The organism is Allosphingosinicella indica, from assembly GCF_900177405.1.
GTDB lineage: Bacteria > Pseudomonadota > Alphaproteobacteria > Sphingomonadales > Sphingomonadaceae > Allosphingosinicella > Allosphingosinicella indica.
In genome coordinates, this window is the sequence record NZ_LT840185.1 from 1,169,594 (window position 1) to 1,192,266 (window position 22,673).

Sequence of the window (22,673 nt, forward strand, 5' to 3'; positions counted from 1 at the left end):
GGCCGCCAAGCCGGGAGTGCAGGATGCTTGCCGAGCTTGCCGTGTCGACCTTCATGGTGCTGCTCACCGTCGCGATCCACGGCGCCGGGCTTTACGCGCTGGGCCGCTTACTGCGGCTCGAGCGGGACGCGGTGGACTGGGCGAGCATGCATCCGATGTCGCCGCGCGGCTTTGCGCTCACCTTCGCTTTGGTGTTCGGGCTGTTCGCGCTGCACGGCACCGAAATCTGGCTTTACGCCTTCGCCTTCCACGCGCTCGATGCCGTGCCGGACCTTCGCACCGGCGTCTATTTCTCGACCATCACCTACGCGACGATCGGCTATAGCGACGCGCCGATCGCGGAAGGCTGGAAGCTGGTTGCGGCGATCGAGGGGATCAACGGGGTGCTGCTGATCGGCTGGTCGACCGCCTTCTTCGTGACGATCATGACGCGGATGGGCCCGCATCGTCGCTCCTGAGCCACTGGACTTGCCGCGCGCGGCTCCGCATGAGGCGGTGATGTCGGACGCGAAGCCCAAGCTTACCGCCGAGGTGGAAGGTAACCGCCTCACCCTGCTTCCCGACGGGCCGGAGCGGCTCGAGGCGCTGATCGCGCTGATCGACGGCGCCGAGCGGACGCTGCGCCTGCTCTACTACATCTTCGATCCCGACGAATCCGGCCGCCGCGTGCGCGATGCGATCGTCCGCGCGGTCGATCGCGGGGTCACCGTCTGGCTGCTGGTGGACGGCTTCGGCACCAAGGAAGGGTCCGACGGTTTCTTCAAGCCGCTCGCCGACGGCCAATGCCATTTCTGCCGCTTCGTACCGCGCTTTGGCCGGCGCTATCTGCTGCGCAACCACCAGAAGCTGGCGCTCGCCGACGAGAAGGTCGTGCTGGTCGGCGGCTTCAACGTCGGCGACGATTATTTCGGCACGGTCGAAGAGGGCGCGTGGCGCGACATCGGGCTCTGCGTCGCGGGCGACGGCGTCGCCTGCCTCGCCGATTATTTCGACTCGCTGTTCGAATGGGCGCACGATCCCAAATCGCGGATCCGATCGCTCCGGCGGATGCTCAAGAGCCACAGCAAGCAGATGGGGCGCATCCACTGGCTGTTCGGCGGCCCGACGCGGCGGCTGAGCCCATGGGCGAAGGCGGTGCTGCGCGACATGCGGGGCGCCAAGCGGATGGACATGATCGCCGCATATTTCGCGCCGAGCCGCGCGCTGCTCCGCCGCATCTACGGCGTCGCGCGGCGGGGTCAGTCGCGCGTGGTCACGGCGGCAAAATCGGACAACACCGCCACCATCGGCGCGGCGCGCTACACCTATTGGCGGATGCTCAAACGCGGCGTCGAGGTATACGAATATGAGGCGACCAAGCTGCACAGCAAGCTGATCATCGCCGACGACGTGGTCCATATCGGATCGGCCAATTTCGACATGCGCAGCCTCTATCTCAATCTCGAGATGATGCTGCGCGTCGAGGATGCCGGCTTCGCCGAGCAGATGCGCGGCTTTTTCGCGCACGAGCTGGAAGGATCGCGCCGCATCACACTGGAGGCGCATATGGCGCAGCGCACCATCTACAACCGCTTCAAATGGTGGGTCGCGCACTTCATCGTGGCGGTGATGGATTACAACGTCTCGCGCCGGCTCAATTTCGGGCTCGACGGCCGCTAGATCGGGCGGCGCCCGATGTAGAGATAGCCGGGATCGAACTCGGCGACTTGCCGCAGGCCGGGCTGGTCGTGAATCGTGACCTCGCCGCTGCGGAAGGTGGCGAGGCCCCGGTCGCGCAGCGTCCGCAGCGTGCGGTTGACGTGGACGGAGGTGAGGCCGGTCGCATCGGCGACGTCGCTCTGCGTCAGCGGCAGGCGGTAGCGCCCGCCTTCGGCCAGGCCGACCACCTGGAGCCGCGCTTCCAGCTCGCATAGCAGATGCGCGATGCGCTGCAGCGCGTTGCGGCGGCCGATCGACAATATCTGCTCGCGCAGCACCGCGGCGTCGACCAGCGTCACGAACCACAGGAACCGCGCGAGATGCGGGTGCGTCTCGGTGATTGCGCGCAGCGCCTTGTGCGGCACGATCGCGAGCCGGCAATCGGTGATCGCAGCGACATTATGCTCCAGCTTGCCGAGCAGAAAGGCGTGGAGATCGACGAAATCGCCAGCGACGTGGATGTCCATGATCTGGCGTCGGCCGCTGCCGAGATCCTTGTAGCGGCAGACGAGCCCGTCACAGAGCAGGGTGCTGATCGACACCGGCATTTCAGCGGGAACGATGATCTGCCCCGCCTTCACCACCCGCACCTCGGCGATGACGCCGCGGATGACCGCTTCTTCCTCGCGGCTGATCTGATCGCGGACGCGCAGCTTTCGGAGCAGGCCGTCGGCAGGCTCGCCGATGAAACCGACGGGGCTATCCACGGCGCGCCTCGACGCCGGCGGCACGAAGCTCCGGCTCCAGCCGGCCGGTGAGCCACAGCAGCCACATGCGGAAATCGGCGCGGAGCGACCATAGCGGATGGGTGAAGGTCGCGGGGCGGTTGTGCTCGACCGCCGCGTGGCTCGCCCAGGCGAAGCCGTAGCCCGCGACCGGCACGGCCGCCAGCAACAGCCACTGACGGCTGAGCAGCGCGACCAGCGCGATCAGGACGACGAGGCTGGTGCCGACATAATGGAGCGCGCGCGTCTGCGGCTTGGCATGTTCGCGCAGGTAATGCGGCCAGAAGGCGGCGAAGCTGTCAAAGCGGCTCGTCACGGTGCGCCTCCAGCGGTTGCTCTTCAGCTAGATCTTCATCCTCCTCCGCGAGCGCGCGCGTGGGAACCACCCGCTCGGCGATCATGCCGGCAAGAAGCGGTCCGACGACCGCGCCCAGCAGCATCACCGGCGGCATCGCGAGGAAGAAGGCGTTGGCAAAGCCGTAAGCGGCCATAAACAGCGCCACCGCCCACACCGGCCCGCGGCTGCCCGACAGCCATTTCGCGAGCACACCGCCGACCAGCGCACCAAGCGCTGCGGAGACGATGATGACCAGTTTCGGGCCCACCCCGGCCATTTCGAACGCCGCGCGGATCTGGTCGGTCTCGCGCAGGCTCGCGTTGCCGGAAATCGGAAAGATCGACCCGCCGATCCAAGCGAACAGCGCCATCGCCACGAAGGCGACGACGATGCCGGCCGTACTGCTCAAGAATGTCCGCACCGTCCCCTCCGTTCTGCTCTGGAACGATCATAGAAGGGTGCGGCGCTGCCGCCAATGGCCTCAACTGCCGACGATGGTGCCGCCGTTGGGGTGCAGCACCTGGCCCGACATGTAGGAGGAATCCTCGCACGCCAGGAAGAGGAAGCTCGGCGCCACTTCATTGGGCTGGCCCGGGCGGCCGATCGGCGTCTTTTCGCCGAACGTGGCGAGCTTTTCCTTGCTCGATCCGCCGAAGGGGTTGAGCGGCGTCCAGATCGGCCCGGGTGCAACGCCGTTCACACGAATGCCCTCGCCGATCAGGTTCTCGGAAAGCGCACGCGTGAAGGATGTGATCGCGCCCTTGGTCGAGCTGTAATCGAGCAGCTCCTTCTCGCCCTGATAGGAGGTGACCGAAGTGCAGTTGACGATCGCTGCGCCCTTCTTGAGATGCGGGCGCGCGGCCTGGACGAGGAAGAACATCGAGAAAATGTTCGACTGGAAGGTGCGTTTCAACTGCTCTTCGGTGATGTCGGTGATTTCCTTGTCGCTATGCTGCTCGCCGGCGTTGTTGACGAGGATGTCGAGCCTGCCGAACGCGTCGATCGTCTGGGCGATCACGCTTTCGCAAAAATCCTTCTCACCCAGATCGCCGGCGATGGTGATCGCCTTGCGGCCCTCCTTCTCGACGATCGCCTTGGTCTTGGCGGCATCGTCATGTTCGCAGAGGTAGACAATGGCGATGTCGGCGCCTTCGCGGGCATAGAGCGCGGCGACAGCACGGCCGATGCCGCTGTCCGCGCCGGTGACGATCGCGACCTTCCCGTCGAGCCGGCCCGAACCCGGGTAGCGCGGCGCCCACTCGGGCTTGGGCTCCAATTCGCTCTCGTGACCAGGCAGCGCATCCTCGTGGATCATGTCGACGGTGTCGGTATCGCTCATCATCTTGTCCTTGCTGGCGTTTTGCCGGTTAACCGCTGCGCGGGTGCCATGTTCCGTTCCGCCGTTCGTCGAAAGCTGCCGCAGCTTCGTCGTGTGCCATTGGCCCTGCCGCCTTGCCGCTCTAAGGCGGCAATACGGCTATTGCGGGGAGGATGATGGGACGTTTCTGCCTTTGGAAGGTCGCGGCTTGCGCGTCGGTCGCCGCCATCGTCGCGCCGCCCGCACTCGCGCAGGCGCCGACCGGCGATGCGCCGCCGCCCGAGGCGCCACCCGCCGCAGCCCCCTCCGCCGGCACCAGCTATGCCCCCGCCGATTTCGCCCGCTTCGCGCCGCGCAACGCCTTCGACATGCTGTCCAACGTCCCCGGCTTTGTCATCCAGGAGAGCGACACCGAGCGCCGCGGACTCGGCCAGGCGACGGGGAACGTGCTGATCAACGGCGAGCGCTTTTCCGGCAAGGATACCGACATCTCCACCGAACTGCGGCGGATCAGCGCGGCCAATGTCCAGCGGATCGACATCGTCGATGGCGCGACGCTCAACGTGCCGGGGCTGACCGGGCAGGTCGCCAACGTCGTCACCGCGGCGACCGGGCTCACCGGCAATTTCGTCTACAGCCCTCAGATTCGCGCCAAGCGCACGCCCGCGCGGCTCACCAACGGCGAGGTGTCGGTGAGCGGCGCGATCGGCCGCACCGAGCTTTCGGCGAGCTTCCGCAACGACGCGTTTCGCAACGGCAATGCCGGGCCGGAACGCGTCTTCACGCCAGACGGCACGATCATCGACCGGCGCGAGGAAGAATTGACCGTCTTCGGCGATCAGCCGCGGCTCTCGGCGACGCTGCGCCACAGTTTCGAGAATGGCTCGATCCTCAACCTGAACGGTGCCGGCGGCATCTTCCACCAGGACGTGCAGGAATTGGGCACCCGTGTCGGCCCCGGCCAGCCCGACCGCTTCCGCGACGTCACCGAGCGGACGCGGCGCTACAATTACGAGTTCGGCGGCGATTATGAATTCGGCATCGGCTCCGACCGGCTGAAGCTGATCGGCCTCCACCGCTTCGATCACTATCCTTTCCTGCAGACGCTGATCCAGAGCTATGCCGACGACACGCCGACGCTCGGCCAGCGCTACAGCCAGATCCTCGACGAGACCGAGACGATCGCGCGCGCCGAATATCGCTGGCGCGAGGGCGCCGCGGACTGGCTGTTCTCGCTGGAAGGCGCGCTCAACAAGCTCGACGCGGAGAACGGGCTGGAGACCTATGACGCGAACAATGTCTTCGTGCCGGTGCCCTTTCCCAACGCGACGGGAACGGTGGAAGAGAAGCGCGCGGAATCGACGCTCACCTACGGCCGTCCGCTCGCCGATAATCTCACGCTGCAGGCGTCGCTCGGCCTCGAATATTCGCGGCTGACGCAAAGCGGGCCGTCGGGGCTGGACCGCAGCTTCTACCGGCCCAAGGGCTTCGTCGCGCTGGCGTGGAAGCCGTCGCCCGATCTCGACGTCAGCGCGCGGCTGGCGCGCGAGGTGGGTCAGCTCAACTTCCTCGATTTCGTCGCCTCGGCCAATGTCAGCGGCGGCACGGTCAACAACGGCAACGCCAATCTCGTGCCGCCTCAAAGCTGGGATGCGCAGATCGAAGCGACGCGCAACCTGGGGCCGTGGGGGACGGTGAAGGGGCGGCTCTACGGCCAGCTCATCAGCGACATCGTCGACGTCGTGCCGATCGGCGAGACCGGTCAGGCGCCGGGCAATCTCGACAGCGCGACGATCTACGGGATCGAACTGACGAGCACGTTCAACTTCGATCCGATGGGTCTGAAGGGCGCGAAGCTCGATCTCGTCGCGCAATTCCAGGAAAGCAGCCTCAAGGATCCGGTCGCGCTCGTCTACCGCGCGATCAACGAACGGGTGAAGCGGCGGCTGTTGCTCAACTTCCGCCACGACATACCGGCCAGCGACTGGGCCTATGGCGCCAGCTTCGATCATTATCGCCAGACGCGCGGCTACCGGCTGGATCAGGACTTCCTTGCCTATAACCGGCCCGGACCCGTCGGGGTCTATGTCGAGCATAAGGATGTGATGGGGCTGACCGTGCGCGGCAGCGTGGACAATATCTTCGGCACCAACGAAAGCTTCGAGCGAACCTTCTACGCGCCGCGACGCGATGGGGAGAAGCTCTTCACCGAGGCGCGGGACCGCTATTACGGCCCCGTCTTCACGCTTTCGGTCAGCGGAAGGATCTAGCCGAGATCAACCCCGCGCGGAGGCGAGGCGGACGTCGATGCGCGGCTTCGCACGCGGCTGCTCGGCAGGCAGCGTCCCGGCCTCGGGCATCGCGACGTCGTTCGGGAACAACGACTGGGAGATCGGCTGCGTCGCCTTCTGGCACTGCGCGACGACGACCGGGAAGGCGAGATCGAGATTGCTTTCCACCGCGGCCGGAGCGGCGCGGTTGCAGTCTTCGATATTCTCGTAGCGGCTCTCGGCGAAAGCCACCGGCTGGCAGGCGGCATCCGCCTCGCCGCAGCCCAGTATCGCGATCACGTAGATTGCCGGTCCCATAATGCCCTCGTTCGCTCCTTGCCCGTAAAACCCGCGATGCCCGGAGCCGTTCCAAATGTTTCGCCTCCATAACTTGGTGGTTCGCGCACCCGTTCCTAAATGAGACGAAGATGGCGGGCGCGGCGACAAACTTGACGGGCGATCAGCCGCCGCCCTCGGACGAGGGCGGCTGGGCGGCGCTGCGCCGCTTCCTCCCGTACCTCTGGCCGCGCCACAGCGTCGGCCTTCGCGTCCGCCTGATCGCCGCGCTGGTGCTGGTGCTGGCCGCCAAAGCCGTCACCCTGCTGATGCCTTTCGCCTACAAGGGCGCGATCGACCGGATGACGCCGGGGATGGAGCCCGCCGCGCTGCTCGCGATCGCGCTGGTCGTCGCATATGCCGGCGCGCGCTTCGGCGGGGTGCTGTTCGACAATATCCGCAACGGCATCTTCGAGAGCGTCGGCCAGGATGCGGCACGGCGGCTATCGGTCGATGTGTTCCGCCACCTCCATGCGCTGTCGCTGCGTTTTCATCTCGAGCGGCGCACCGGCGCGCTTACCCGCATTGTCGAGCGCGGCACCAAGAGCATCGATTCGATGCTCTACTTCCTCGTCTTCAACATCGGCCCGACGGTGATCGAGCTGACCGCGGTCTGTGTGATCTTCTTCGTCAAGTTCGGCTGGGGGCTCGTCGCGGGCACGCTCGCGATGGTGGTAATCTACGTCGCCTTCACCCGCCGCGTCACCGAATGGCGGCTCTCGGTCCGCAAGCAATGGACGGAGTTCGACCAGCGCGCGACCCAGCGCGCCGTGGACTCGCTGCTGAACTACGAGACCATCAAATATTTCAACGCCGAGGAGATGGAGCGGCGCCGCTACGACGAGGCGATCGAGCGGTTGACCGACGCCAACGTCAAGGTCGAAACGTCGCTCGCGGCACTCAATATCGGCCAGTCGCTGATCACCAATATGATGATGGCAGGGGCGATGGGTTATACTGTCTGGGGCTGGAGCCGCGGCCTGTTCACCACCGGCGATGTGGTACTGGTCAACACCCTTCTGATGCAGCTTTTCCGCCCGCTCGACATGCTCGGCTTCGTCTATCGCGAGGTGCGGCAGGGGCTGGTCGACATGGCGGCGATGTTCCGGCTGCTCGACACGCCCGCCGAGATACGCGACGCGCCCGGAGCGCGTCCGCTCGCCGTGGGCGCGGGCGAGGTGCGGCTGGAGGACGTCTCGTTCGGCTACGAGCCGGAGCGGCAGATCCTGAAAGGTATCGATATCGTCATCCCGGCGGGGAGTACACTGGCGGTGGTCGGCCCGTCCGGCGCGGGCAAGTCGACGCTCGCCCGGCTCCTCTACCGCTTCTACGATCCGACCGGCGGGCGCATTCTCATCGACGGCCAGGACATCGCCCACGTGACGCAGGCAAGCCTGCGCGGCGCGATCGGAATCGTCCCGCAGGATACGGTGCTGTTCAACGACACGATCGGCTACAATATCGCTTACGGTCGCGAGGGCGCCGACGAGGCGGAGGTGCGCGCCGCCGCCGAAGGCGCGGCAATCGCCGGCTTCATCGAATCGCTCCCCGACGGCTACGACGCGCGCGTCGGCGAGCGCGGGCTCAAGCTTTCGGGCGGCGAGAAGCAGCGCGTCGCCATCGCCCGCACGCTTCTCAAGAACCCGCCGATCCTGATCCTCGACGAGGCGACCAGCGCGCTCGACAGCCGCACCGAGGCGGAAATCCAGGCGACGCTAAAGGGCATCGAGCGCGGCCGCACGAGCATCGTCATCGCGCACCGCCTCTCGACGATCGTCGATGCGGATCAGATCGTCGTGCTCGACGGCGGCCGGGTGGTGGAGCGCGGCACCCACCGCGAGCTCCTCGTCAGACGCGGCCTCTACACCGAGATGTGGCTCCGCCAGCAGGCCGAGGAGCAGGAAGACGTGCCCGCCTAGCTCACGCGCCAAAACGGCACCGGAGCCTCCTTTTACGCTATCGTAACTGAACTTGATCCAAAGCGGCGGCAATCAAGTCCGGCTCGCGAGGGCCCGTTTCGAGGCCTTCGATGATCCAAGTCGCACTTTGCATTGCCACCGAACATGATCCCTGGCTGGTGCTCGTCGCGGTGATCATCTGCGCCGGCGGCGCGTTCACCATCGTCCAGCTTTTCGAGCGCGCGCTGCGCACGCTGCATGTCGAGCGGTTGGGCTGGGCGTTCCTCACCGCGGTCGCGGCGGGCACCACGATCTGGTGCACTCATTTCGTCGCGATGCTGGCGTTCGAGCCGGCGGTGCCCGTCACACTCGATCCGGTCCTCACCATCGCCTCGCTGATGGTGGCCATCGTCGGCACCCTCGCGGCCTTTTCGATTGCCGCCTGGGGCAACACGCGGCTCTGGGCGGCGCTCGGCGGCGCGCTGTTCGGCGCTGCGGTATCGGCAATGCATTATACCGGCATGATCGCCTACCGGATCGATGGTATCGTCAGCTGGGACTGGGGCTTCGTCGCCGTCTCGGTGCTGCTGGCCGTCACGCTCTCGGCCGCTGCACTCGTGATACTCTGTTCCGCCGCGGAAACGAATATCCGCAAGAGCCTCGGCACCATCCTGATCGTTCTCGGCATCGCTACGCTGCACTTCGTCGGCATGACCGCGCTGAAGATCGCACCGCTCGCCATCAGCGATACGCCGCTCGGCACCGAGAGCTGGCGCGCGCTGGCGCTGGCGACCGCGCTGGTCGGCACGGTGGTGATCGGCGCGGGCGTATTCGCCGGGCTGATCGACAGTCGCACCCGATCCGATGCGATGCAGCGCCTCCACTATCTGGCGATGAACGACGCGCTGACCGGCCTGCCCAACCGCGCGAGCTTCCAGCATTCGCTCGCGCATCACATCGCCGCCGCGCAGACCGAGGGCAGCCAGGTGGGCGTGATTGCGGTCGATCTGGATCGGTTCAAGGAGATCAACGATCTTCACGGCCACAAGACCGGCGATGCCTTGCTGCAGGCGCTGGCGCGGCGGATGGAGGCACTCCTGGAGGGTGAGGACATCGTCGCCCGGCTCGGCGGCGATGAATTTGTCGCACTGACGCGCTTCGCCGACCGGTCGAATCTCGTCGCCTTCATCAACCGCCTTGAAACCGCGCTGAAGGCCCCGGTGGCGCTTGGCGATGCCGAACTCAGGGTCGGCGCCAGCATCGGCGTCGCGGTCTATCCGCACGATGCGCGCGACGCGGACACGCTGTGCAACAACGCCGATCTCTCGATGTATCGCGCCAAGTGCGACGGCGCGGCTTCGGCCTGCTTCTACGACGCCAGGCTCGACGAGGCGATCCGCGATCGTCGCGAGATGGCCGCGGACCTCCGCCTCGCCATCGCCGCGGATGCGCTGGAGGTCCACTATCAGGTGCAGGAGCATGTCGCGACTCGCGCCGTCACTGGCTACGAAGCGCTGCTCCGCTGGAACCACCCCGAGCGTGGCGCCATCCCGCCGACCGTGTTCGTCGCCGTCGCCGAGGAGCATGGCCTCATCCTCTCGCTGGGCGAATGGGTGCTGCGCAAGGCCTGCGCCGAAGCCGCGAGCTGGGATAATGGGTCGAAGGTCGCAGTCAACGTGTCGGCGCTGCAGCTGGCGCACGCCGAATTGCCGCGGCTGATCCACGAGATCCTAATGGAGACCGGGCTTCCGCCCAAGCGCCTCGAGATCGAGCTTACCGAAAGCGCGATCATGATGGACCGGGATCGCGCGCTCCACGTGCTGCGGCAGATCAAGGCACTGGGTATCGGCGTGGCGCTCGACGATTTCGGCACCGGCTATTCGTCGCTGGAGACGCTGCGTGCCTTCCCGTTCGACAAGATCAAGCTCGACCGGCTGTTCGCATCGGAAATCGTCGAGAGCGCGCAGGCGACCGCGATCATCCGCGCCGTCCTCGCGCTCGGCAAGAGCCTCTCGATACCGGTGCTCGCCGAGGGCATCGAGACGCACGAGCAGCTCGCCGTGCTGCTGCGCGAAGGGTGCGACGAGGCGCAGGGCTATCTGCTGGGCTATCCCGAACCGCCGCGTCAGGCCGAGCCGGGGCGCGCCGCCGCCTGAAGCCTCGACTTCGCCACCCGCCGGGGGATAGGGACCGCGGGTGACCGACCCGCTCGACATTCTCCACCACACGTTCGGCTTCTCCGGCTTTCGCGGCGTCCAGCAGCAGGTGGTCGATCGCGTCATGGCGGGCGCCAACACGCTGGCGGTGATGCCGACGGGCGCAGGCAAGTCGCTCTGCTACCAGGTGCCGGCGCTGGCGCGGCCCGGCACCGCGCTCGTCGTCTCGCCGCTCATCGCTCTGATGCACGATCAGATCCGCGCCGCCGACGGCTTCGGCATCCGCGCCGCCGCGCTCACCTCCGCCGACGACAACCGCGCCGAGACGATCGCAAGACTGAAGTCGGGCGATCTCGATCTGCTCTACGTGGCGCCCGAACGTGCGACGGGGGCGGGCTTCCGCGATCTCATCGGCCGCATTCCGCTCGCATTGATCGCGATCGACGAGGCGCATTGCGTCAGCGAATGGGGGCATGATTTCCGGCCCGATTACCGGCTGCTCCGCCCGCTGCTCGACACGCTCGATGCGCCTCGCCTCGCGCTCACCGCGACCGCAGACAAGGCGACGCGCGCCGACATCCTCGTCCAGCTCGGCATCCCCGCCGATGGTCTGATCCTCGCCGGGTTCGATCGGCCCAACATCCGCTACGCGATCCGCCCGCGCGACGGCATTTCGGGGCAGTTGAAGGCGTTGCTCGCCGAGCAGCCCGGCCCCGGCATCGTCTATGCGCCGAGCCGCGCCGCGACCGAGAAGATCGCCGAAAGCCTCTCCGCCAGCGGCCGCCGCACATTGCCCTATCATGCCGGGCTGGACCCCCGGGTGCGCGCCGCCAACCAGGCCGCCTTCGTCGCGTCGGAGGACATGGTGATCGCGGCGACGATCGCCTTCGGCATGGGGATCGACAAGCCCGACGTGCGCTTCGTCGCCCATGCCGGCCTGCCCAAATCGATCGAGGCTTATTATCAGGAGACCGGCCGCGCGGGGCGTGACGGCGATCCCGCCGAAGCGCATCTCTTCTGGGGCGCGGAGGATTTCTCGCGCGCGCGGCGGCGGATCGAGACCGAGGTGCCGGACGAGCGCCGCGCGGGCGAGCGGACGCGGCTCAACGCGCTCGCCGCGCTGGTCGAGGCGCCGGGGTGCCGCCGCGCGATCCTGCTCCGCCATTTCGGCGAGACCCCGCCGGCAAGCTGCGGCAATTGCGACAATTGCCTCGCGCCGCCCGCGACGGTGGACGCCACCGAGGCCGCGCGCAAACTGCTCTCCGCCGCCTTCCGCACCGAGATGCGCTTCGGCATCACCCATCTCGTCGATGTGCTGGCGGGCAAGGACAGCGACAAAATCCACGGCTTCGGCCACCACAACCTCTCGGTGTTCGGCATCGCCGACGAGAGCGAGCTGGGGCTGATGAAGCCGGTGGCGCGCGCGCTGCTCGCCCGCGACGCGCTGCGCGCCGACGAATATGGCGGCCTGTCCTTCGGCCCCGCCGCGCGGCCGATCCTGAAGGGCGAGGAGCTGGTCGAGCTGGTGCTTCCTTCCAGAAAGACCCGTCGGCGGCGCGAGCGCGGGGGGGGCGCCAATCCCGAGGGCGATCCGCTGTTCGAGGCGCTGCGCGCGTGCCGCCGCGATCTCGCGCAGGCGGCGGGCGTGCCACCCTATGTGGTGTTCCACGATTCGACGCTGCGCGAGATGGCGGCGGTGCGGCCGACGACGATGGCGGCGCTCGGCGGCGTCACCGGTGTGGGCGATGCCAAGCTGGAACGCTATGGCGAGGCGTTCGTCGCGGTGATCCGCGGCTTCGCGGACTAAGGAGAGGATGATGCGGAGGCTCGAGCCCGGCATGTTCGTGTCCGGCCAGATCACGGCGGAAGAGGTCGCGGAGCTCGCGGCGGCAGGGTTGACGCTGATCGTCAACAACCGCCCCGACGGCGAGGAGCCCGGGCAGCCCACCGCCGCCGAAATCGCGGCGGCGGCGGAGGCCGCAGGCATCGCTTATCGCCACATCCCGGTCGCGGGGCTGAACGCGGCGCAGGTTCCCGCGATGGCCGAGGCGCTGGCGAGCGCCGAGGGCAATACGCTCGCCTTCTGCCGCTCGGGCACGCGCTCGACCTATCTCTGGGCGCTGGCCCGCGCGACGCAGGGCGCGGACCGCGACATGCTGATCGGCAAGGCGGCCGAAGCCGGATACGACCTCACCCCGATCGCACGCTTCCTCTAGCTCTGTTCGTTCCGAGCGATCGTCAGAGATCGGATAAGAGCGCCACCGCCTCGCCCGAATCCTCGTCGAGCACCATCAGGCGGATCGGGATGATGCCGCCCAACCCTTCCCAGCTCATCTCGGTGTCGAAGAGGACGCAGCCGATACCGTTCGCTTCCAGCAGCGCTTTTGCCGCGCCCGCGTCGAAGCTGTTGCCGAACCGCGCGGCCTCGACCAGCGCCATCTAGAAGGGCGTGACGTCGCCCGCGGCGATCTCGTCGGGGCGCGGCTGGCGGCCTAGCATCGCATTGCGGTGCGGGAAGCGGCCAAACCGCGCGATCACGTCATGGTGCAGCTTGGCGAAGCGCAGCAGTTCGGCATCGCCCAGCGCGGTGAACAAGGCCAGCGATCGCTGCTGGTCGTCGAGCGCCTCGCTATGCTCGAACGGCATGTAGAAAAAGAAGCGGTGCGCCGCGGGCGTCGCATCGTCATAACCCTTCTCGATCGCGCCGCGCGCGATGGCGAGAGCCAGCGGATCGGTCGCAAAGCTGTCGGCATGGCCGCGGAACATGTTGCGCGGGATCTGGTCGAACAGGATCACCGCCGCCAGCGCCTCCTCCGCGCTGCCGAAGAATGCGGAGGCCGGCTTCTCGCGCTCGGTCTTCCACGCCTCGAGAAAGCGCTCGCGGCATTCGGCGTCGAACTCTGCGCTCTCCTGGAACCACTGCTCCATCCCGAGCGAGAACCAGAAGGTCAGCAGATCGCGTTGCCAGTCGTCGGTCATCTGTCTCGTCCCGTCATTGCGAGGAGCGGAGCGGCGAAGCAATCCAGCTTCGGTGCCGGCTGGATTGCTTCACCCGACATCCGCCGGGCTCGCAATGACGAACTTGCGATGTCTAGTCACGCCGCGGTGCCACCCACCGTCAGCCCTTCGATCAGCAGCGTCGGCTGGCCGACCCCGGCGGGGACCGACTGGCCGCCCTTGCCGCAGATGCCGATGCCTTCGTCGAGCGCCATGTCGTCGCCGATCGCGGCGACCTTGGTGAGCACCGTCGGCCCGTCGCCGATAAGCGTCGCGCCCTTGATCGGCGCGCCGAGCCTGCCGTTCTCGATCCTGTACGCCTCGGTGCAGGAGAAGACGAACTTGCCGCTGGTGATGTCGACCTGCCCGCCGCCGAAGCTCTTGGCGTAGATGCCGTTCTTCGCGCGCGACAGGATCTCGCCGGGGTTCTCGGTGCCGCCGAGCATGAAGGTGTTGGTCATCCGCGGCATCGGCGCGTGGGCAAAACTCTCGCGGCGGCCGTTGCCGGTCGGCTCCACGCCCATCAGCCGCGCATTGAGCCGGTCCTGGATATAGCCCTTGAGGATGCCGTCCTCGATCAAGGTTGTGCGCCCGGTCGGCGTACCCTCGTCGTCGATGGTGAGCGATCCGCGGCGATGGCCGATCGATCCGTCATCGACCACGGTGACGCCGGGCGCCGCCACCCGCTCGCCGATGCGGCCGGAGAAGGCGCTGGTGCCCTTGCGGTTGAAATCGCCCTCCAGCCCGTGGCCAATCGCCTCGTGGAGCAATACGCCGGGCCAGCCGGGGCCGAGCACCACCGTCATCTCGCCCGCGGGCGCTGCGACCGAATCGAGGTTCACCAGCGCCTGCGCGAGCGCGACGTCGATCGCCCGGTTCCACGTCGCCTCGTCGAACAGCCGGTCGTAGAGGTCGCGCCCGCCGAGGCCGTGATAGCCGCTCTCGCGCCGGCCGTTCTGCTCGACGACGATCGAGACGTTGAGGCGGACGAGGGGGCGGACGTCGTGCGCGACGAAGCCGTCGGCGCGGACGATCTCGATCACGCTCCACGATCCGGCGAGCGAGACGGTGACCTGCGCGACGCGCGGATCGCGGGCGCGCGCCGCGGCATCGATCGCCTGGCACAGCGCCACCTTCTTCGCGAAGGGGACGAGACTCAGCGGATCGGCATCGGTGTAGAGCCGCGCATTGGTGCGGCGCGGCGGGGCGGGCTTGGCGGCGCCGCCTGCCTCCAGCACCGTCATCGTCTCGGCGGCGCGGCGGATGGCGTCGGCGCTGATCTCGTTGGCGTGGGCGAAAGCGGTCGTCTCGCCCGCCACGCCGCGCAGGCCAAAGCCGGCATGGGTGTTGAAGTCCGCCGTCTTCAGCCGCCCGTCGTCGAAGGTGAACGCCTCGGACGCGGTATATTGGAGATAAAGCTCGCCATCGTCGCAGCGCGCGAGCGCGTCGGCGGTGAGGCCGCGCGCGGCGTCAGGATCGAGCTGGCCGTCGCGATAAAGGAAGCGGCGCGGGTCTGCGGGAATGTCCATCCCAGACATATAGCCACTGACTGCGTCATTGCGAGCGATCTCTCGACCGCGCGTCTCGGCTTCGCTCGACGCTGGCTCGAGATGAGCGGCTTCTAAAAAACTCCGTCCGCTCATTTCGAGCAGCCGTCGAGCCTGTCGAGACGGCGTGTCGAGAGGCGCCTCAGGTGTCCGCCGGGCCACCCTTCAGCACGAAGCGCTTGTCGCAATAGCCGCAATCGACGAAGCCTTTCTCGTCGATCTGCAGCCAGACGCGCGGGTGTCCGAGCGCGGGGCTGATCTCGGTGGCGCCGTCGCAGGCGACGCGGGGCTTGTCGACCGTGGCGATTTCGGGCGTGAAGCGGTCCGTCTGCATGGCGGCGCCCTTAGCAACGCGCCCGTCCCCGCGCAATCGCTGCGGCTTTGCGGCGCCGGGCCGAGCCGCTATGCGATGCGACATGACCGATGCCGCGATCCTGATCGAAGACCTGGAAAAGACCTATGCCGGCGGCAAGCGCGCGCTGGACGGGGTGAGCCTGGAGGTGCCGCGCGGGCAGATCTTCGGGCTGCTCGGCCCCAATGGCGCTGGCAAGTCGACGCTGATCAACATCCTCGCCGGCCTCGTCAACAAGACCGGCGGTCGCGCGACGATCTGGGGCTTCGACATCGACGTGCACCCGCGCAACGCCAAGGCGTCGATCGGCATCGTGCCGCAGGAGATCATCTTCGATCCCTTCTTCACCCCGTTCGAGACGCTGGAGATTCAGGCCGGGCTCTACGGCGTTCCGAAGGAGCGGCGGCGGAGCATGGAGCTTCTTCGCGCGATGCATCTGGAGGACAAGGCGCGCGCATATTCGCGGACGCTGTCGGGCGGCATGAAGCGGCGGCTGCTGGTCGCCAAGGCGATGGTTCATTCGCCGCCGATCCTGGTGCTCGACGAGCCGACCGCGGGCGTCGATATCGAGCTTCGCCAGCAGCTCTGGGATTATGTCCGCAGCCTTCATGCCGAGGGCGTCACCATCGTCCTCACCACCCATTATCTGGAGGAGGCGGAGGAGCTGTGCGATCGCATCGCGATCATCAACCACGGCCGCCTGATCGCCAACGAGGCGACGCGCACCCTGGTCGGCATGGCGCAGGAGAAGGCGGTCGAGGTGACGGTCGACCGCGACCTCGCCGCCATCCCCGCCGCCGACTGTTTCGACAAGATCGAGATGGTCAACGAGCGGACGCTGGCGATCACCTACCGCAAGGACCGGGTGAACGCGGGCGAAGTGCTCGCCGCGCTCCAAAAGGACGGGCTCGGCATCGTCGACGTCTCGACACGCGAGGCGGATTTGGAGGACGTGTTCCTCAACCTCACCCGGGCGGCCAATGCGGCGGCGTAAAATGCCACTTACCCATCCCTCTCCCGCTTGCGGGAGAGGAGCGAGACTTGGGTGGTCCCGAAGGGAGCGCCCTAGTCGCAGCGGTGAGGGTAGGGTGGAGATGCTCAATGCTCCCTGCGCTCGCACCCTCACCCTAACCCTCTCCCGCAAGCGGGAGGGGGGATTGAAGCCATGACCGCCCCGCGCGCATATGATGTCGTCATCGTCGGCTCCGGTGCTGCGGGGCTTACGGCGGCGCTCAACCTCGCCGATCGCTTCAAGGTCGCGGTGCTTGCCAAGGGGCGGTTCAACGAGGGGTCGACCGCCTGGGCGCAGGGCGGCATCGCCGCGGTGCTGGAGCCAGGCGACAGTTTCGAGCGGCACATCGAGGATACGATGATCGCCGGCGCGGGGCTCAACGACCGCAAGACGGTGGAGTTCGTCGTCGAGAATGCGCCCGCCGCGATCGAGCGGCTGGCCGCGCTCGGCGTGCCGTTCAATCCGGGCGAGGACGGCGGAGAACGCTGGCACCTGACGCAGGAGGGCGGGCACAGCCACCGCCGCATCGTCCACGTCGCCGACGCGACCGGCTGGGCGGTGCAAGAGGCGCTGGAGAAGGCGGCGCACGCGCACCCCAATATCGAGCTGGTCGCGGACATGGTCGCGGTCGATCTCGCCACCGGGCGGCACGGCGTCCGCTATTCGGGCGCGGGGCATGTCTGGGGCGTCTATGCGCTGCATCGCGGCAGCGGCAAGGTGCAGCTCTTCACCGGCCGCGCGACGATCCTGGCGACGGGCGGCGCAGGGCGCGTCTATCAATTCTCGACCGCGCCGCGCGGTGCGACGGGCGACGGCATCGCGATGGCGTGGCGCGCGGGCTGCCGTGTGTCGAACATGGAATTCAACCAGTTTCACCCGACCTGCCTCTACAATCTGGAGGTCAAAAACTTCCTCATCACCGAGGCGATGCGCGGCGAGGGTGGCCAGCTCAAGATCCCGGACACGGTTCCGGGCGTTGGCGGCCACCGCTTCATGCCCGATTTCGACGAGCGCGCCGAGCTTGCGCCGCGCGACGTGGTGGCGCGCGCGATCGATCATGAGATCAAGCGGCTCGGCCTCGACTATGTCCATCTCGACATCAGCCACAAGCCGGCCGACTTCATCGAGGCGCATTTCCCGATGATCCGCGCGCGCCTCGCCGAGCTCGGCATCGACATCACCAGGGAGCCGATCCCGGTCGTGCCCGCGATGCACTATACCTGCGGCGGGGTGGTGATCGATCTTGACGGGCGGACCGACCTGCCCGGCCTCTATGCCGCCGGCGAGGTATCGCAATCGGGGCTGCACGGCGCCAACCGGCTCGCCTCTAACTCGCTGCTCGAATGTTTTGTGTTCGGCGAGGCGGCGGCGAAGCATATCGGCGCGCACTGGGACGATCTGCCGCCGCCGCCCGCGATCCGCGCATGGGACGAAAGCCGCGTCACCCACTCCGACGAAGAGGTCGTCGTCCACCACAATTGGCGCGAGATCCGCCGCTTCATGTGGGATTATGTCGGGATCGTCCGCACCACCAAGCGGCTCGAACGCGCGCAGCACCGCGTCGCACTGCTCCGCCAGGAAATCGACGAATATTACGGCAATTTCCGGGTGACGCCGGATCTCATCGAGCTGCGCAACCTGGTCGAGGTCGCGGGGCTCATCGTCCGCTCGGCGCTCCACCGCAAGGAGAGCCGCGGCCTCCACTATACGCTCGACTATCCCGAAACCCGCGCCCGCGCGGTGGACACCGTGCTGGCGCCCTGACGGGCACCTCTCCGCACTTCGTCATTGCGAGCGAAGCGCGGCAATCCATTCTTTGTCGGACACCCGCTGGATCGCCGCGTCGCTACGCGCCTCGCGATGACGGACTAAAGCTTATGCGCGCCGTCGAACGTCGTGATCTCCAGCGCGTCGAGGTCGATATCCTCGGCGCAGCGCAGGTTGATCTCGACCATCATCTTGCCGTCCGGCCCGGTGCCTTCGGCGAAGGGTGCGCAGCCGCAGGCCGAGCAGAAATGATGCTCGATCGCCTTCTTGTTGAAAAGATAGGTGGTGATCGCGTCGCGCGGCGTCTCGAGATGGAATTTCTCAGGCGTGGTGAAGTGGTGGAGATTGCCCTGCCGCCGACAGATCGAGCAATTGCACGCCATCGCCTTCGCCGGCGCATCCTCGTCCACCCGATAGGCGATCTTGCCGCAATGGCAGCTACCGCGAAACGCCATGCCCTGTCTCCTCGTCCGAATCGGGCGCGACTATCGCGCGCGCGACGGAACGATACAAGAACGGCGCCGCATCGCTGCGGCGCCGCTCCCGGCCCCTCGAATGTGATGGGAAGTCAGGCGACCTGCGCCTCGGGCAGTTCTTCTGGATCGCGCAGCACATAGCCGCGGCCCCATACCGTCTCGATATAATTGTCGCCGCCGCAGGCCGAGGAGAGCTTCTTCCTCAGCTTGCAGATGAAGACGTCGATGATCTTGAGTTCGGGCTCGTCCATTCCGCCGTAGAGATGGTTGAGGAACATCTCCTTGGTGAGCGTGGTGCCCTTGCGGAGCGAGAGCAGCTCCAGCATCGCATATTCCTTGCCGGTCAGATGCACTCGCGCGCCATCGACCTCGACGGTCTTGGCATCGAGGTTCACCGCCAGCTTGCCGGTCTTGATCACCGACTGCGAATGGCCCTTGGAGCGGCGGACGATAGCGTGGATGCGCGCCACCAGCTCGTCGCGGTGGAACGGCTTGGTCACATAATCATCGGCACCGAAGCCGAGCGCGCGCACCTTGGAATCCATCTCGGCGACGCCGGAGAGGATCAGGACGGGCGTGCCGACCTTGGCGACGCGCAGCTTCTTCAGCACGTCGTAGCCATGCATGTCGGGCAGGTTGAGGTCGAGGCAGATGATGTCGTAATCGTAGAGCTTGCCGAGGTCCAAGCCCTCTTCGCCCAGGTCGGTCGTGTAGACGTTGAAGCCTTCGGCGCCCAGCATCAGCTCGATGCTCTTGGCCGTCGTCGGCTCGTCTTCGATCAGCAGCACGCGCATATGGCAAGGCCCCCTGCTTTGCGGTGTCGGTCGTTGTTAACCGTCGGAATTTCCACACCGGAAAGATTTGTTAATCACGCGATAAATGAAGTTAAAAGGTTAATTCCGGGTTAAACGGGCGCGCGTTGCGATAGGGGATGCAATCGTTGCGCATCGGCAACAGCACGTGCAGTGGTTTTACTATGTGGCAGGACCGTATTCTTTTTCTCGATGGCGAGGCGCTCGTCATCGACAAGCCCGCAGGCATGGCGGTGCATCCCGGGCCGCGCACGCCGCGCAGCCTGGAGGATTTTCTGGGCGATCTCCGCTTCGGCTTCCGCCGCCTGCCGCAGCCCGTCCACCGGCTCGATCGCGACACGTCGGGCTGCCTCCTGCTCTCGCGCAATCCCAAGGCGCATGTCCGTTTCAATCAGGCGTTCGAGGCGGGCGCGGTGCGCAAATCCTATCTCGCAGTGCTCGACGGCGTGCCGGACAAGGCCGAGGGTACGATCGATCTGCCGCTCGCCAAGGTCTCCAGCGCGGAGGCGGGCTGGCGGATGGTCGGCGATGCGGGCGGCAAGCGCGCGGTGAGCCACTGGCGCGTTGTCGCCGAGGCGAAGGGCCGCGCGCTCGTCCATTTCACGCCCGAGACCGGGCGCACCCATCAGCTCCGCGTCCACGCCGCGAGCGGCCTCGGCCTGCCGATCTCCGGCGATCCGGTCTATGGCGCCGGCAAAGGCCCGATGCTGCTCCACGCCTGGACGCTGGCCTTCGATCGCGACGGCAAAGCGCCGGTCGAGGCCAAGGCCCCGTTGCCGCCGAGCTTCCCCTACGCCGGCTTCCCCGATGCCCCCGGCTGACCGCTTCCCGGTGCCGGAGGATGCGCTGGAGGAGCGGTTCATCGCCGCCAGCGGCCCGGGCGGGCAGAACGTCAACAAGGTCGCGACCGCGGTGCAGCTGCGCTGCGATGTCTTCCGGCTCGGCCTCGCACCTTATGCTTATGCCCGGCTGAAGGAGCTTGCCGGCAGCCGGATGACCGCGGGTGGCGAGATCGTCATCACCGCGCAGCGCTTCCGCACGCAGGAAGCGAACCGAGCCGATGCCCGCGCCCGGCTTGAGGAACTGATCGCCAAGGCCCATGTCCGTGCGCCCAAGCGGGTGAAGACCAAGCCAAGCAAGGCCGCCAAGGCGCGGCGGGTGGATGCGAAGGTCAAGCGCGCGACAGTGAAGCAGGGCCGCGGCAAAGTGCGGCTCGACTAGATCCTCCCCGAGCACGCTCGGGGAGGGGGACCGTCCGAAGGACGGTGGAGGGTATGCTGACGCAGCAAGGCCCCTCCACCATGCTGGGCATGGTCCCCCTCCCCCGGCTTCGCCGGGGGAGGATGGGAAGGACAGGCATGTACAATTTCAAGATCGCAACCGACGACAAGGCCGAGCTCTATCGGCAGGTGACCGAGGCGGCGGATGCGCTGACCCGCGGGGAGCCCGACGCGATCGCCAATATGGCCAACGTCGCGGCGCTGCTGTTCGAGAGCCTGCCCGGTCTCAACTGGGCGGGCTTCTACCGCAATGTCGGCGGCGAGCTGGTGCTGGGCCCGTTCCAGGGCCGCGCGGCGTGCATCCGCATCCCCTTCGGCAAGGGTGTGTGCGGTGCGGCCGCGGCGACGCGCGAGGTGCAATGCGTTGCCGATGTTCATGCTTTCCCCGGCCATATCGCCTGCGACAGTGCATCGGCGTCCGAGCTGGTGGTGCCTATCGTCCATGACGGCGCGCTGATCGGCGTGCTCGATCTCGACAGCCCGGCGAAGGCGCGGTTCGACGATGCCGACGTTATCGGCTGTGTCGAATTGGTACGGCGGATCGCGGCGCGGCTGGCGTCGGTAGAAAAGGCCGCGATCGAAGGTTAACACCGCATCAGGGCTCCCGCGCCTCGCCGGGGCTGGCAGGGGATGATGCGATGAAGAGGCTTTCCGTCCTGGGGTTGAGCGCCGCCGTGCTGGCATCGGCCGCCGCCCACGCACAGACCGTCGATCCGCCCGAAAAGTGGGAGGATACGCCCGACGCGCGGCTCAACCTGCCGAACCGCCCGCAAGCGGGCGTGAGCTGGCAGACGCCTGCGCCCGCCGCCACGCCGGCCCCACCCGCAGCGCCGGCGCCCGGGCCTGCCCCGCAAGCCGCGTCGCGCCCGGCCCCGCCGCCTGCCGCGCGACCTGCACCAGCGCCGGTCGCCTCGCGTCCCGCGCCGCCGCCCGCGGCGCGTCCGGCACCTGCGCCCGTCGCATCGCGTCCTACGCCGCCGCCTCCGGCAGCACGCCCGGCCCCGCCGGTGGTTGCCGAGCGCGCGGCTCCCGCGCCGCGCCCGCCGGTCGCCGTCGCCGAGCGTCCCGCGCCGCCGCCTTCTGCGAAGGCCGCGCCGCAGCACCACGCGCATCACGCGTCGAACGATTATGCCGATTATCGCCGCGTCGATCGCGGCGGGCAGGTCGATCGCTACTGGTCCGGCGACGACTACCGCGTCCGCGATCCGCACCGTTACGGCTTCGCGCCGCCGCATGGCGACGAGCGCTGGGTGCGCTATTATGACGACGCCTTGCTGGTCGATCGCCGCGGCACCGTGCGCGACGGCCGCTACGGGCTCGACTGGGATCAATATGGCGACGGCTGGGGCTATGACGATCGCGGCATCCCCGCCTATGTCGGCGATGGCGACTTCTACCCCGACGAGCAGGACTATGCCTGGGTGGAAGACCACGATCCGCGCGGGCCGGCCTATGGCTATGCTTATGAGGGCGGCGCTCCGGCCTATCCCTATGGCTACGGCTATTACCCGTACGGCTATTATTATGCCTATGGGCCGGTAACGATCACCGAGACGACGGTGACCACCGAACCCGTTGTCACCAAGCATACTTATTATGTCGACAAGGTCGTCCGCCACACGCCGAAGCGGAAGCTGCGCAAGGTGAAGGCGAAGGCGGTGCCCTATCCGGGCGAGCGCGGCTGAGGACTGT

At 67.3% G+C, this 22,673-nt stretch carries 24 protein-coding genes; 13 read left to right on the top strand and 11 right to left on the bottom strand.

Going from position 1 to position 22,673, the window contains the following annotated elements; translation table 11 throughout:
- Nucleotides 1-23: 23 nt before the first annotated feature.
- Together B9N75_RS05760 and B9N75_RS05765 are read left to right on the top strand one after the other, a co-directional pair.
- On the top strand, nt 24-458 hold the full coding sequence (locus tag B9N75_RS05760) for an ion channel (RefSeq protein WP_085217935.1): 435 nt from the start codon (nt 24-26) through the stop codon (nt 456-458).
- Between the two features lie 40 nt (nt 459-498).
- Complete coding sequence (locus B9N75_RS05765; RefSeq protein WP_085217936.1) at nt 499-1,659, top strand: phospholipase D-like domain-containing protein; 1,161 nt, start codon at nt 499-501, stop codon at nt 1,657-1,659.
- On the opposite strand, the gene B9N75_RS05770 is transcribed toward B9N75_RS05765, so the two are convergent.
- The 4 genes from B9N75_RS05770 to B9N75_RS05785 form a co-directional block, all read right to left on the bottom strand.
- The gene (locus B9N75_RS05770; protein ID WP_244552452.1) at nt 1,656-2,405 is read right to left on the bottom strand and encodes a Crp/Fnr family transcriptional regulator; all 750 of its coding nucleotides are present in this window, start codon (nt 2,403-2,405) and stop codon (nt 1,656-1,658) included. The two genes, B9N75_RS05765 and B9N75_RS05770, sit on opposite strands and share 4 nt — an antisense overlap.
- Nucleotides 2,398-2,739, bottom strand: a complete 342-nt coding sequence (locus B9N75_RS05775; RefSeq protein ID WP_085217937.1) for an Mpo1-like protein — start codon at nt 2,737-2,739, stop codon at nt 2,398-2,400. The genes B9N75_RS05770 and B9N75_RS05775 overlap by 8 nt, the downstream gene beginning before the upstream one ends.
- Nucleotides 2,723-3,169 (bottom strand): hypothetical protein, encoded by a 447-nt coding sequence (locus B9N75_RS05780; protein WP_085217938.1) that lies wholly within the window; start codon nt 3,167-3,169, stop codon nt 2,723-2,725. Before B9N75_RS05780 ends, B9N75_RS05775 begins: the two co-directional genes overlap by 17 nt.
- A gap of 72 nt (nt 3,170-3,241) precedes the next feature.
- Nucleotides 3,242-4,099 carry an SDR family oxidoreductase gene (locus B9N75_RS05785; protein WP_085219429.1) on the bottom strand — a complete coding sequence of 286 codons (858 nt, stop codon included), beginning with the start codon at nt 4,097-4,099 and terminating at the stop codon, nt 3,242-3,244.
- A gap of 152 nt (nt 4,100-4,251) precedes the next feature.
- Here B9N75_RS05785 and B9N75_RS05790 point away from each other — a divergent pair, with 152 nt between their 5' ends.
- On the top strand, nt 4,252-6,348 hold the full coding sequence (locus B9N75_RS05790; protein WP_085217939.1) for a TonB-dependent receptor plug domain-containing protein: 2,097 nt from the start codon (nt 4,252-4,254) through the stop codon (nt 6,346-6,348).
- 6 nt (nt 6,349-6,354) lie between these two features.
- Here B9N75_RS05790 and B9N75_RS05795 read toward each other — a convergent pair whose 3' ends face one another.
- Nucleotides 6,355-6,666 carry a hypothetical protein gene (locus tag B9N75_RS05795; RefSeq protein WP_085217940.1) on the bottom strand — a complete coding sequence of 104 codons (312 nt, stop codon included), beginning with the start codon at nt 6,664-6,666 and terminating at the stop codon, nt 6,355-6,357.
- A gap of 110 nt (nt 6,667-6,776) precedes the next feature.
- Here B9N75_RS05795 and B9N75_RS05800 point away from each other — a divergent pair, with 110 nt between their 5' ends.
- The 4 genes from B9N75_RS05800 (at nt 6,777) to B9N75_RS05815 (ending at nt 12,954) form a co-directional block, all read left to right on the top strand.
- On the top strand, nt 6,777-8,603 hold the full coding sequence (locus B9N75_RS05800; RefSeq protein ID WP_085217941.1) for an ABCB family ABC transporter ATP-binding protein/permease: 1,827 nt from the start codon (nt 6,777-6,779) through the stop codon (nt 8,601-8,603).
- Nucleotides 8,604-8,713: 110 nt separating this feature from the next.
- Nucleotides 8,714-10,738: a putative bifunctional diguanylate cyclase/phosphodiesterase gene (locus B9N75_RS05805; protein WP_085217942.1), complete on the top strand. Its 2,025-nt coding sequence runs from the start codon at nt 8,714-8,716 to the stop codon at nt 10,736-10,738.
- Between the two features lie 40 nt (nt 10,739-10,778).
- Nucleotides 10,779-12,545, top strand: a complete 1,767-nt coding sequence (gene recQ, locus B9N75_RS05810; protein WP_085217943.1) for a DNA helicase RecQ — start codon at nt 10,779-10,781, stop codon at nt 12,543-12,545.
- A 7-nt stretch (nt 12,546-12,552) separates the two neighbouring features.
- On the top strand, nt 12,553-12,954 hold the full coding sequence (locus B9N75_RS05815) for a TIGR01244 family sulfur transferase (protein ID WP_085217944.1): 402 nt from the start codon (nt 12,553-12,555) through the stop codon (nt 12,952-12,954).
- Between the two features lie 22 nt (nt 12,955-12,976).
- Here the strand turns inward: B9N75_RS05815 and B9N75_RS05820 are convergent, their stop codons facing one another.
- From B9N75_RS05820 to B9N75_RS05835, 4 genes are all read right to left on the bottom strand, one after another.
- Nucleotides 12,977-13,177: a putative signal transducing protein gene (locus B9N75_RS05820; RefSeq protein ID WP_085217945.1), complete on the bottom strand. Its 201-nt coding sequence runs from the start codon at nt 13,175-13,177 to the stop codon at nt 12,977-12,979.
- Nucleotides 13,178-13,717: a DUF924 family protein gene (locus tag B9N75_RS05825; RefSeq protein WP_085217946.1), complete on the bottom strand. Its 540-nt coding sequence runs from the start codon at nt 13,715-13,717 to the stop codon at nt 13,178-13,180.
- A gap of 116 nt (nt 13,718-13,833) precedes the next feature.
- On the bottom strand, nt 13,834-15,264 hold the full coding sequence (gene tldD / locus B9N75_RS05830) for a metalloprotease TldD (protein ID WP_085217947.1): 1,431 nt from the start codon (nt 15,262-15,264) through the stop codon (nt 13,834-13,836).
- A 160-nt stretch (nt 15,265-15,424) separates the two neighbouring features.
- Complete coding sequence (locus B9N75_RS05835) at nt 15,425-15,616, bottom strand: zinc-finger domain-containing protein (RefSeq protein ID WP_085217948.1); 192 nt, start codon at nt 15,614-15,616, stop codon at nt 15,425-15,427.
- A gap of 82 nt (nt 15,617-15,698) precedes the next feature.
- Here B9N75_RS05835 and B9N75_RS05840 point away from each other — a divergent pair, with 82 nt between their 5' ends.
- Together B9N75_RS05840 and nadB are read left to right on the top strand one after the other, a co-directional pair.
- The gene (locus tag B9N75_RS05840) at nt 15,699-16,628 is read left to right on the top strand and encodes an ABC transporter ATP-binding protein (RefSeq protein WP_085217949.1); all 930 of its coding nucleotides are present in this window, start codon (nt 15,699-15,701) and stop codon (nt 16,626-16,628) included.
- A 171-nt stretch (nt 16,629-16,799) separates the two neighbouring features.
- The gene (gene nadB, locus B9N75_RS05845) at nt 16,800-18,410 is read left to right on the top strand and encodes an L-aspartate oxidase (RefSeq protein WP_085217950.1); all 1,611 of its coding nucleotides are present in this window, start codon (nt 16,800-16,802) and stop codon (nt 18,408-18,410) included.
- A 104-nt stretch (nt 18,411-18,514) separates the two neighbouring features.
- On the opposite strand, the gene B9N75_RS05850 is transcribed toward nadB, so the two are convergent.
- Both B9N75_RS05850 and ctrA read right to left on the bottom strand, forming a co-directional pair.
- Nucleotides 18,515-18,868, bottom strand: coding sequence for a GFA family protein (locus B9N75_RS05850; RefSeq protein ID WP_085217951.1), 354 nt, complete (start codon nt 18,866-18,868; stop codon nt 18,515-18,517).
- Between the two features lie 113 nt (nt 18,869-18,981).
- Nucleotides 18,982-19,683: a response regulator transcription factor CtrA gene (gene ctrA / locus B9N75_RS05855; protein ID WP_085217952.1), complete on the bottom strand. Its 702-nt coding sequence runs from the start codon at nt 19,681-19,683 to the stop codon at nt 18,982-18,984.
- Between the two features lie 182 nt (nt 19,684-19,865).
- Between ctrA and B9N75_RS05860 the strand changes: the two genes are divergently transcribed.
- The 4 genes from B9N75_RS05860 to B9N75_RS13935 all read left to right on the top strand — a co-directional run bounded on the left by B9N75_RS05860 (nt 19,866) and on the right by B9N75_RS13935 (nt 22,666).
- Entirely contained in the window at nt 19,866-20,522 is a 657-nt protein-coding gene (locus tag B9N75_RS05860; RefSeq protein ID WP_085217953.1) for an RluA family pseudouridine synthase, read from the top strand.
- Nucleotides 20,509-20,922, top strand: a complete 414-nt coding sequence (arfB, locus tag B9N75_RS05865) for an alternative ribosome rescue aminoacyl-tRNA hydrolase ArfB (protein WP_085217954.1) — start codon at nt 20,509-20,511, stop codon at nt 20,920-20,922. Before B9N75_RS05860 ends, arfB begins: the two co-directional genes overlap by 14 nt.
- 137 nt (nt 20,923-21,059) lie before the next feature.
- Nucleotides 21,060-21,569: a GAF domain-containing protein gene (locus B9N75_RS05870; RefSeq protein WP_085217955.1), complete on the top strand. Its 510-nt coding sequence runs from the start codon at nt 21,060-21,062 to the stop codon at nt 21,567-21,569.
- Nucleotides 21,570-21,619: 50 nt separating this feature from the next.
- On the top strand, nt 21,620-22,666 hold the full coding sequence (locus tag B9N75_RS13935) for an RcnB family protein (RefSeq protein ID WP_157123715.1): 1,047 nt from the start codon (nt 21,620-21,622) through the stop codon (nt 22,664-22,666).
- The last annotated feature ends 7 nt before the right edge of the window (nt 22,667-22,673 follow it).

Coding starts and splice junctions, on each gene's coding strand:
- arfB (WP_085217954.1), top strand. CDS start 20,509: ATGCCCCCGGCTGACCGCTTCCCGGTGCCGGAGGATGCGCTGGAGGAG.
- B9N75_RS05820 (WP_085217945.1), bottom strand. CDS start 13,177: ATGGCGCTGGTCGAGGCCGCGCGGTTCGGCAACAGCTTCGACGCGGGC.
- B9N75_RS05835 (WP_085217948.1), bottom strand. CDS start 15,616: ATGCAGACGGACCGCTTCACGCCCGAAATCGCCACGGTCGACAAGCCC.
- B9N75_RS05840 (WP_085217949.1), top strand. CDS start 15,699: ATGACCGATGCCGCGATCCTGATCGAAGACCTGGAAAAGACCTATGCC.
- B9N75_RS05850 (WP_085217951.1), bottom strand. CDS start 18,868: ATGGCGTTTCGCGGTAGCTGCCATTGCGGCAAGATCGCCTATCGGGTG.
- tldD (WP_085217947.1), bottom strand. CDS start 15,264: ATGGACATTCCCGCAGACCCGCGCCGCTTCCTTTATCGCGACGGCCAG.
- B9N75_RS13935 (WP_157123715.1), top strand. CDS start 21,620: ATGAAGAGGCTTTCCGTCCTGGGGTTGAGCGCCGCCGTGCTGGCATCG.
- B9N75_RS05800 (WP_085217941.1), top strand. CDS start 6,777: ATGGCGGGCGCGGCGACAAACTTGACGGGCGATCAGCCGCCGCCCTCG.
- ctrA (WP_085217952.1), bottom strand. CDS start 19,683: ATGCGCGTGCTGCTGATCGAAGACGAGCCGACGACGGCCAAGAGCATC.
- B9N75_RS05870 (WP_085217955.1), top strand. CDS start 21,060: ATGTACAATTTCAAGATCGCAACCGACGACAAGGCCGAGCTCTATCGG.
- B9N75_RS05765 (WP_085217936.1), top strand. CDS start 499: ATGTCGGACGCGAAGCCCAAGCTTACCGCCGAGGTGGAAGGTAACCGC.
- B9N75_RS05785 (WP_085219429.1), bottom strand. CDS start 4,099: ATGAGCGATACCGACACCGTCGACATGATCCACGAGGATGCGCTGCCT.
- B9N75_RS05825 (WP_085217946.1), bottom strand. CDS start 13,717: ATGACCGACGACTGGCAACGCGATCTGCTGACCTTCTGGTTCTCGCTC.
- B9N75_RS05815 (WP_085217944.1), top strand. CDS start 12,553: ATGATGCGGAGGCTCGAGCCCGGCATGTTCGTGTCCGGCCAGATCACG.
- B9N75_RS05795 (WP_085217940.1), bottom strand. CDS start 6,666: ATGGGACCGGCAATCTACGTGATCGCGATACTGGGCTGCGGCGAGGCG.
- B9N75_RS05760 (WP_085217935.1), top strand. CDS start 24: ATGCTTGCCGAGCTTGCCGTGTCGACCTTCATGGTGCTGCTCACCGTC.
- B9N75_RS05860 (WP_085217953.1), top strand. CDS start 19,866: ATGTGGCAGGACCGTATTCTTTTTCTCGATGGCGAGGCGCTCGTCATC.
- B9N75_RS05790 (WP_085217939.1), top strand. CDS start 4,252: ATGATGGGACGTTTCTGCCTTTGGAAGGTCGCGGCTTGCGCGTCGGTC.
- B9N75_RS05805 (WP_085217942.1), top strand. CDS start 8,714: ATGATCCAAGTCGCACTTTGCATTGCCACCGAACATGATCCCTGGCTG.
- nadB (WP_085217950.1), top strand. CDS start 16,800: ATGACCGCCCCGCGCGCATATGATGTCGTCATCGTCGGCTCCGGTGCT.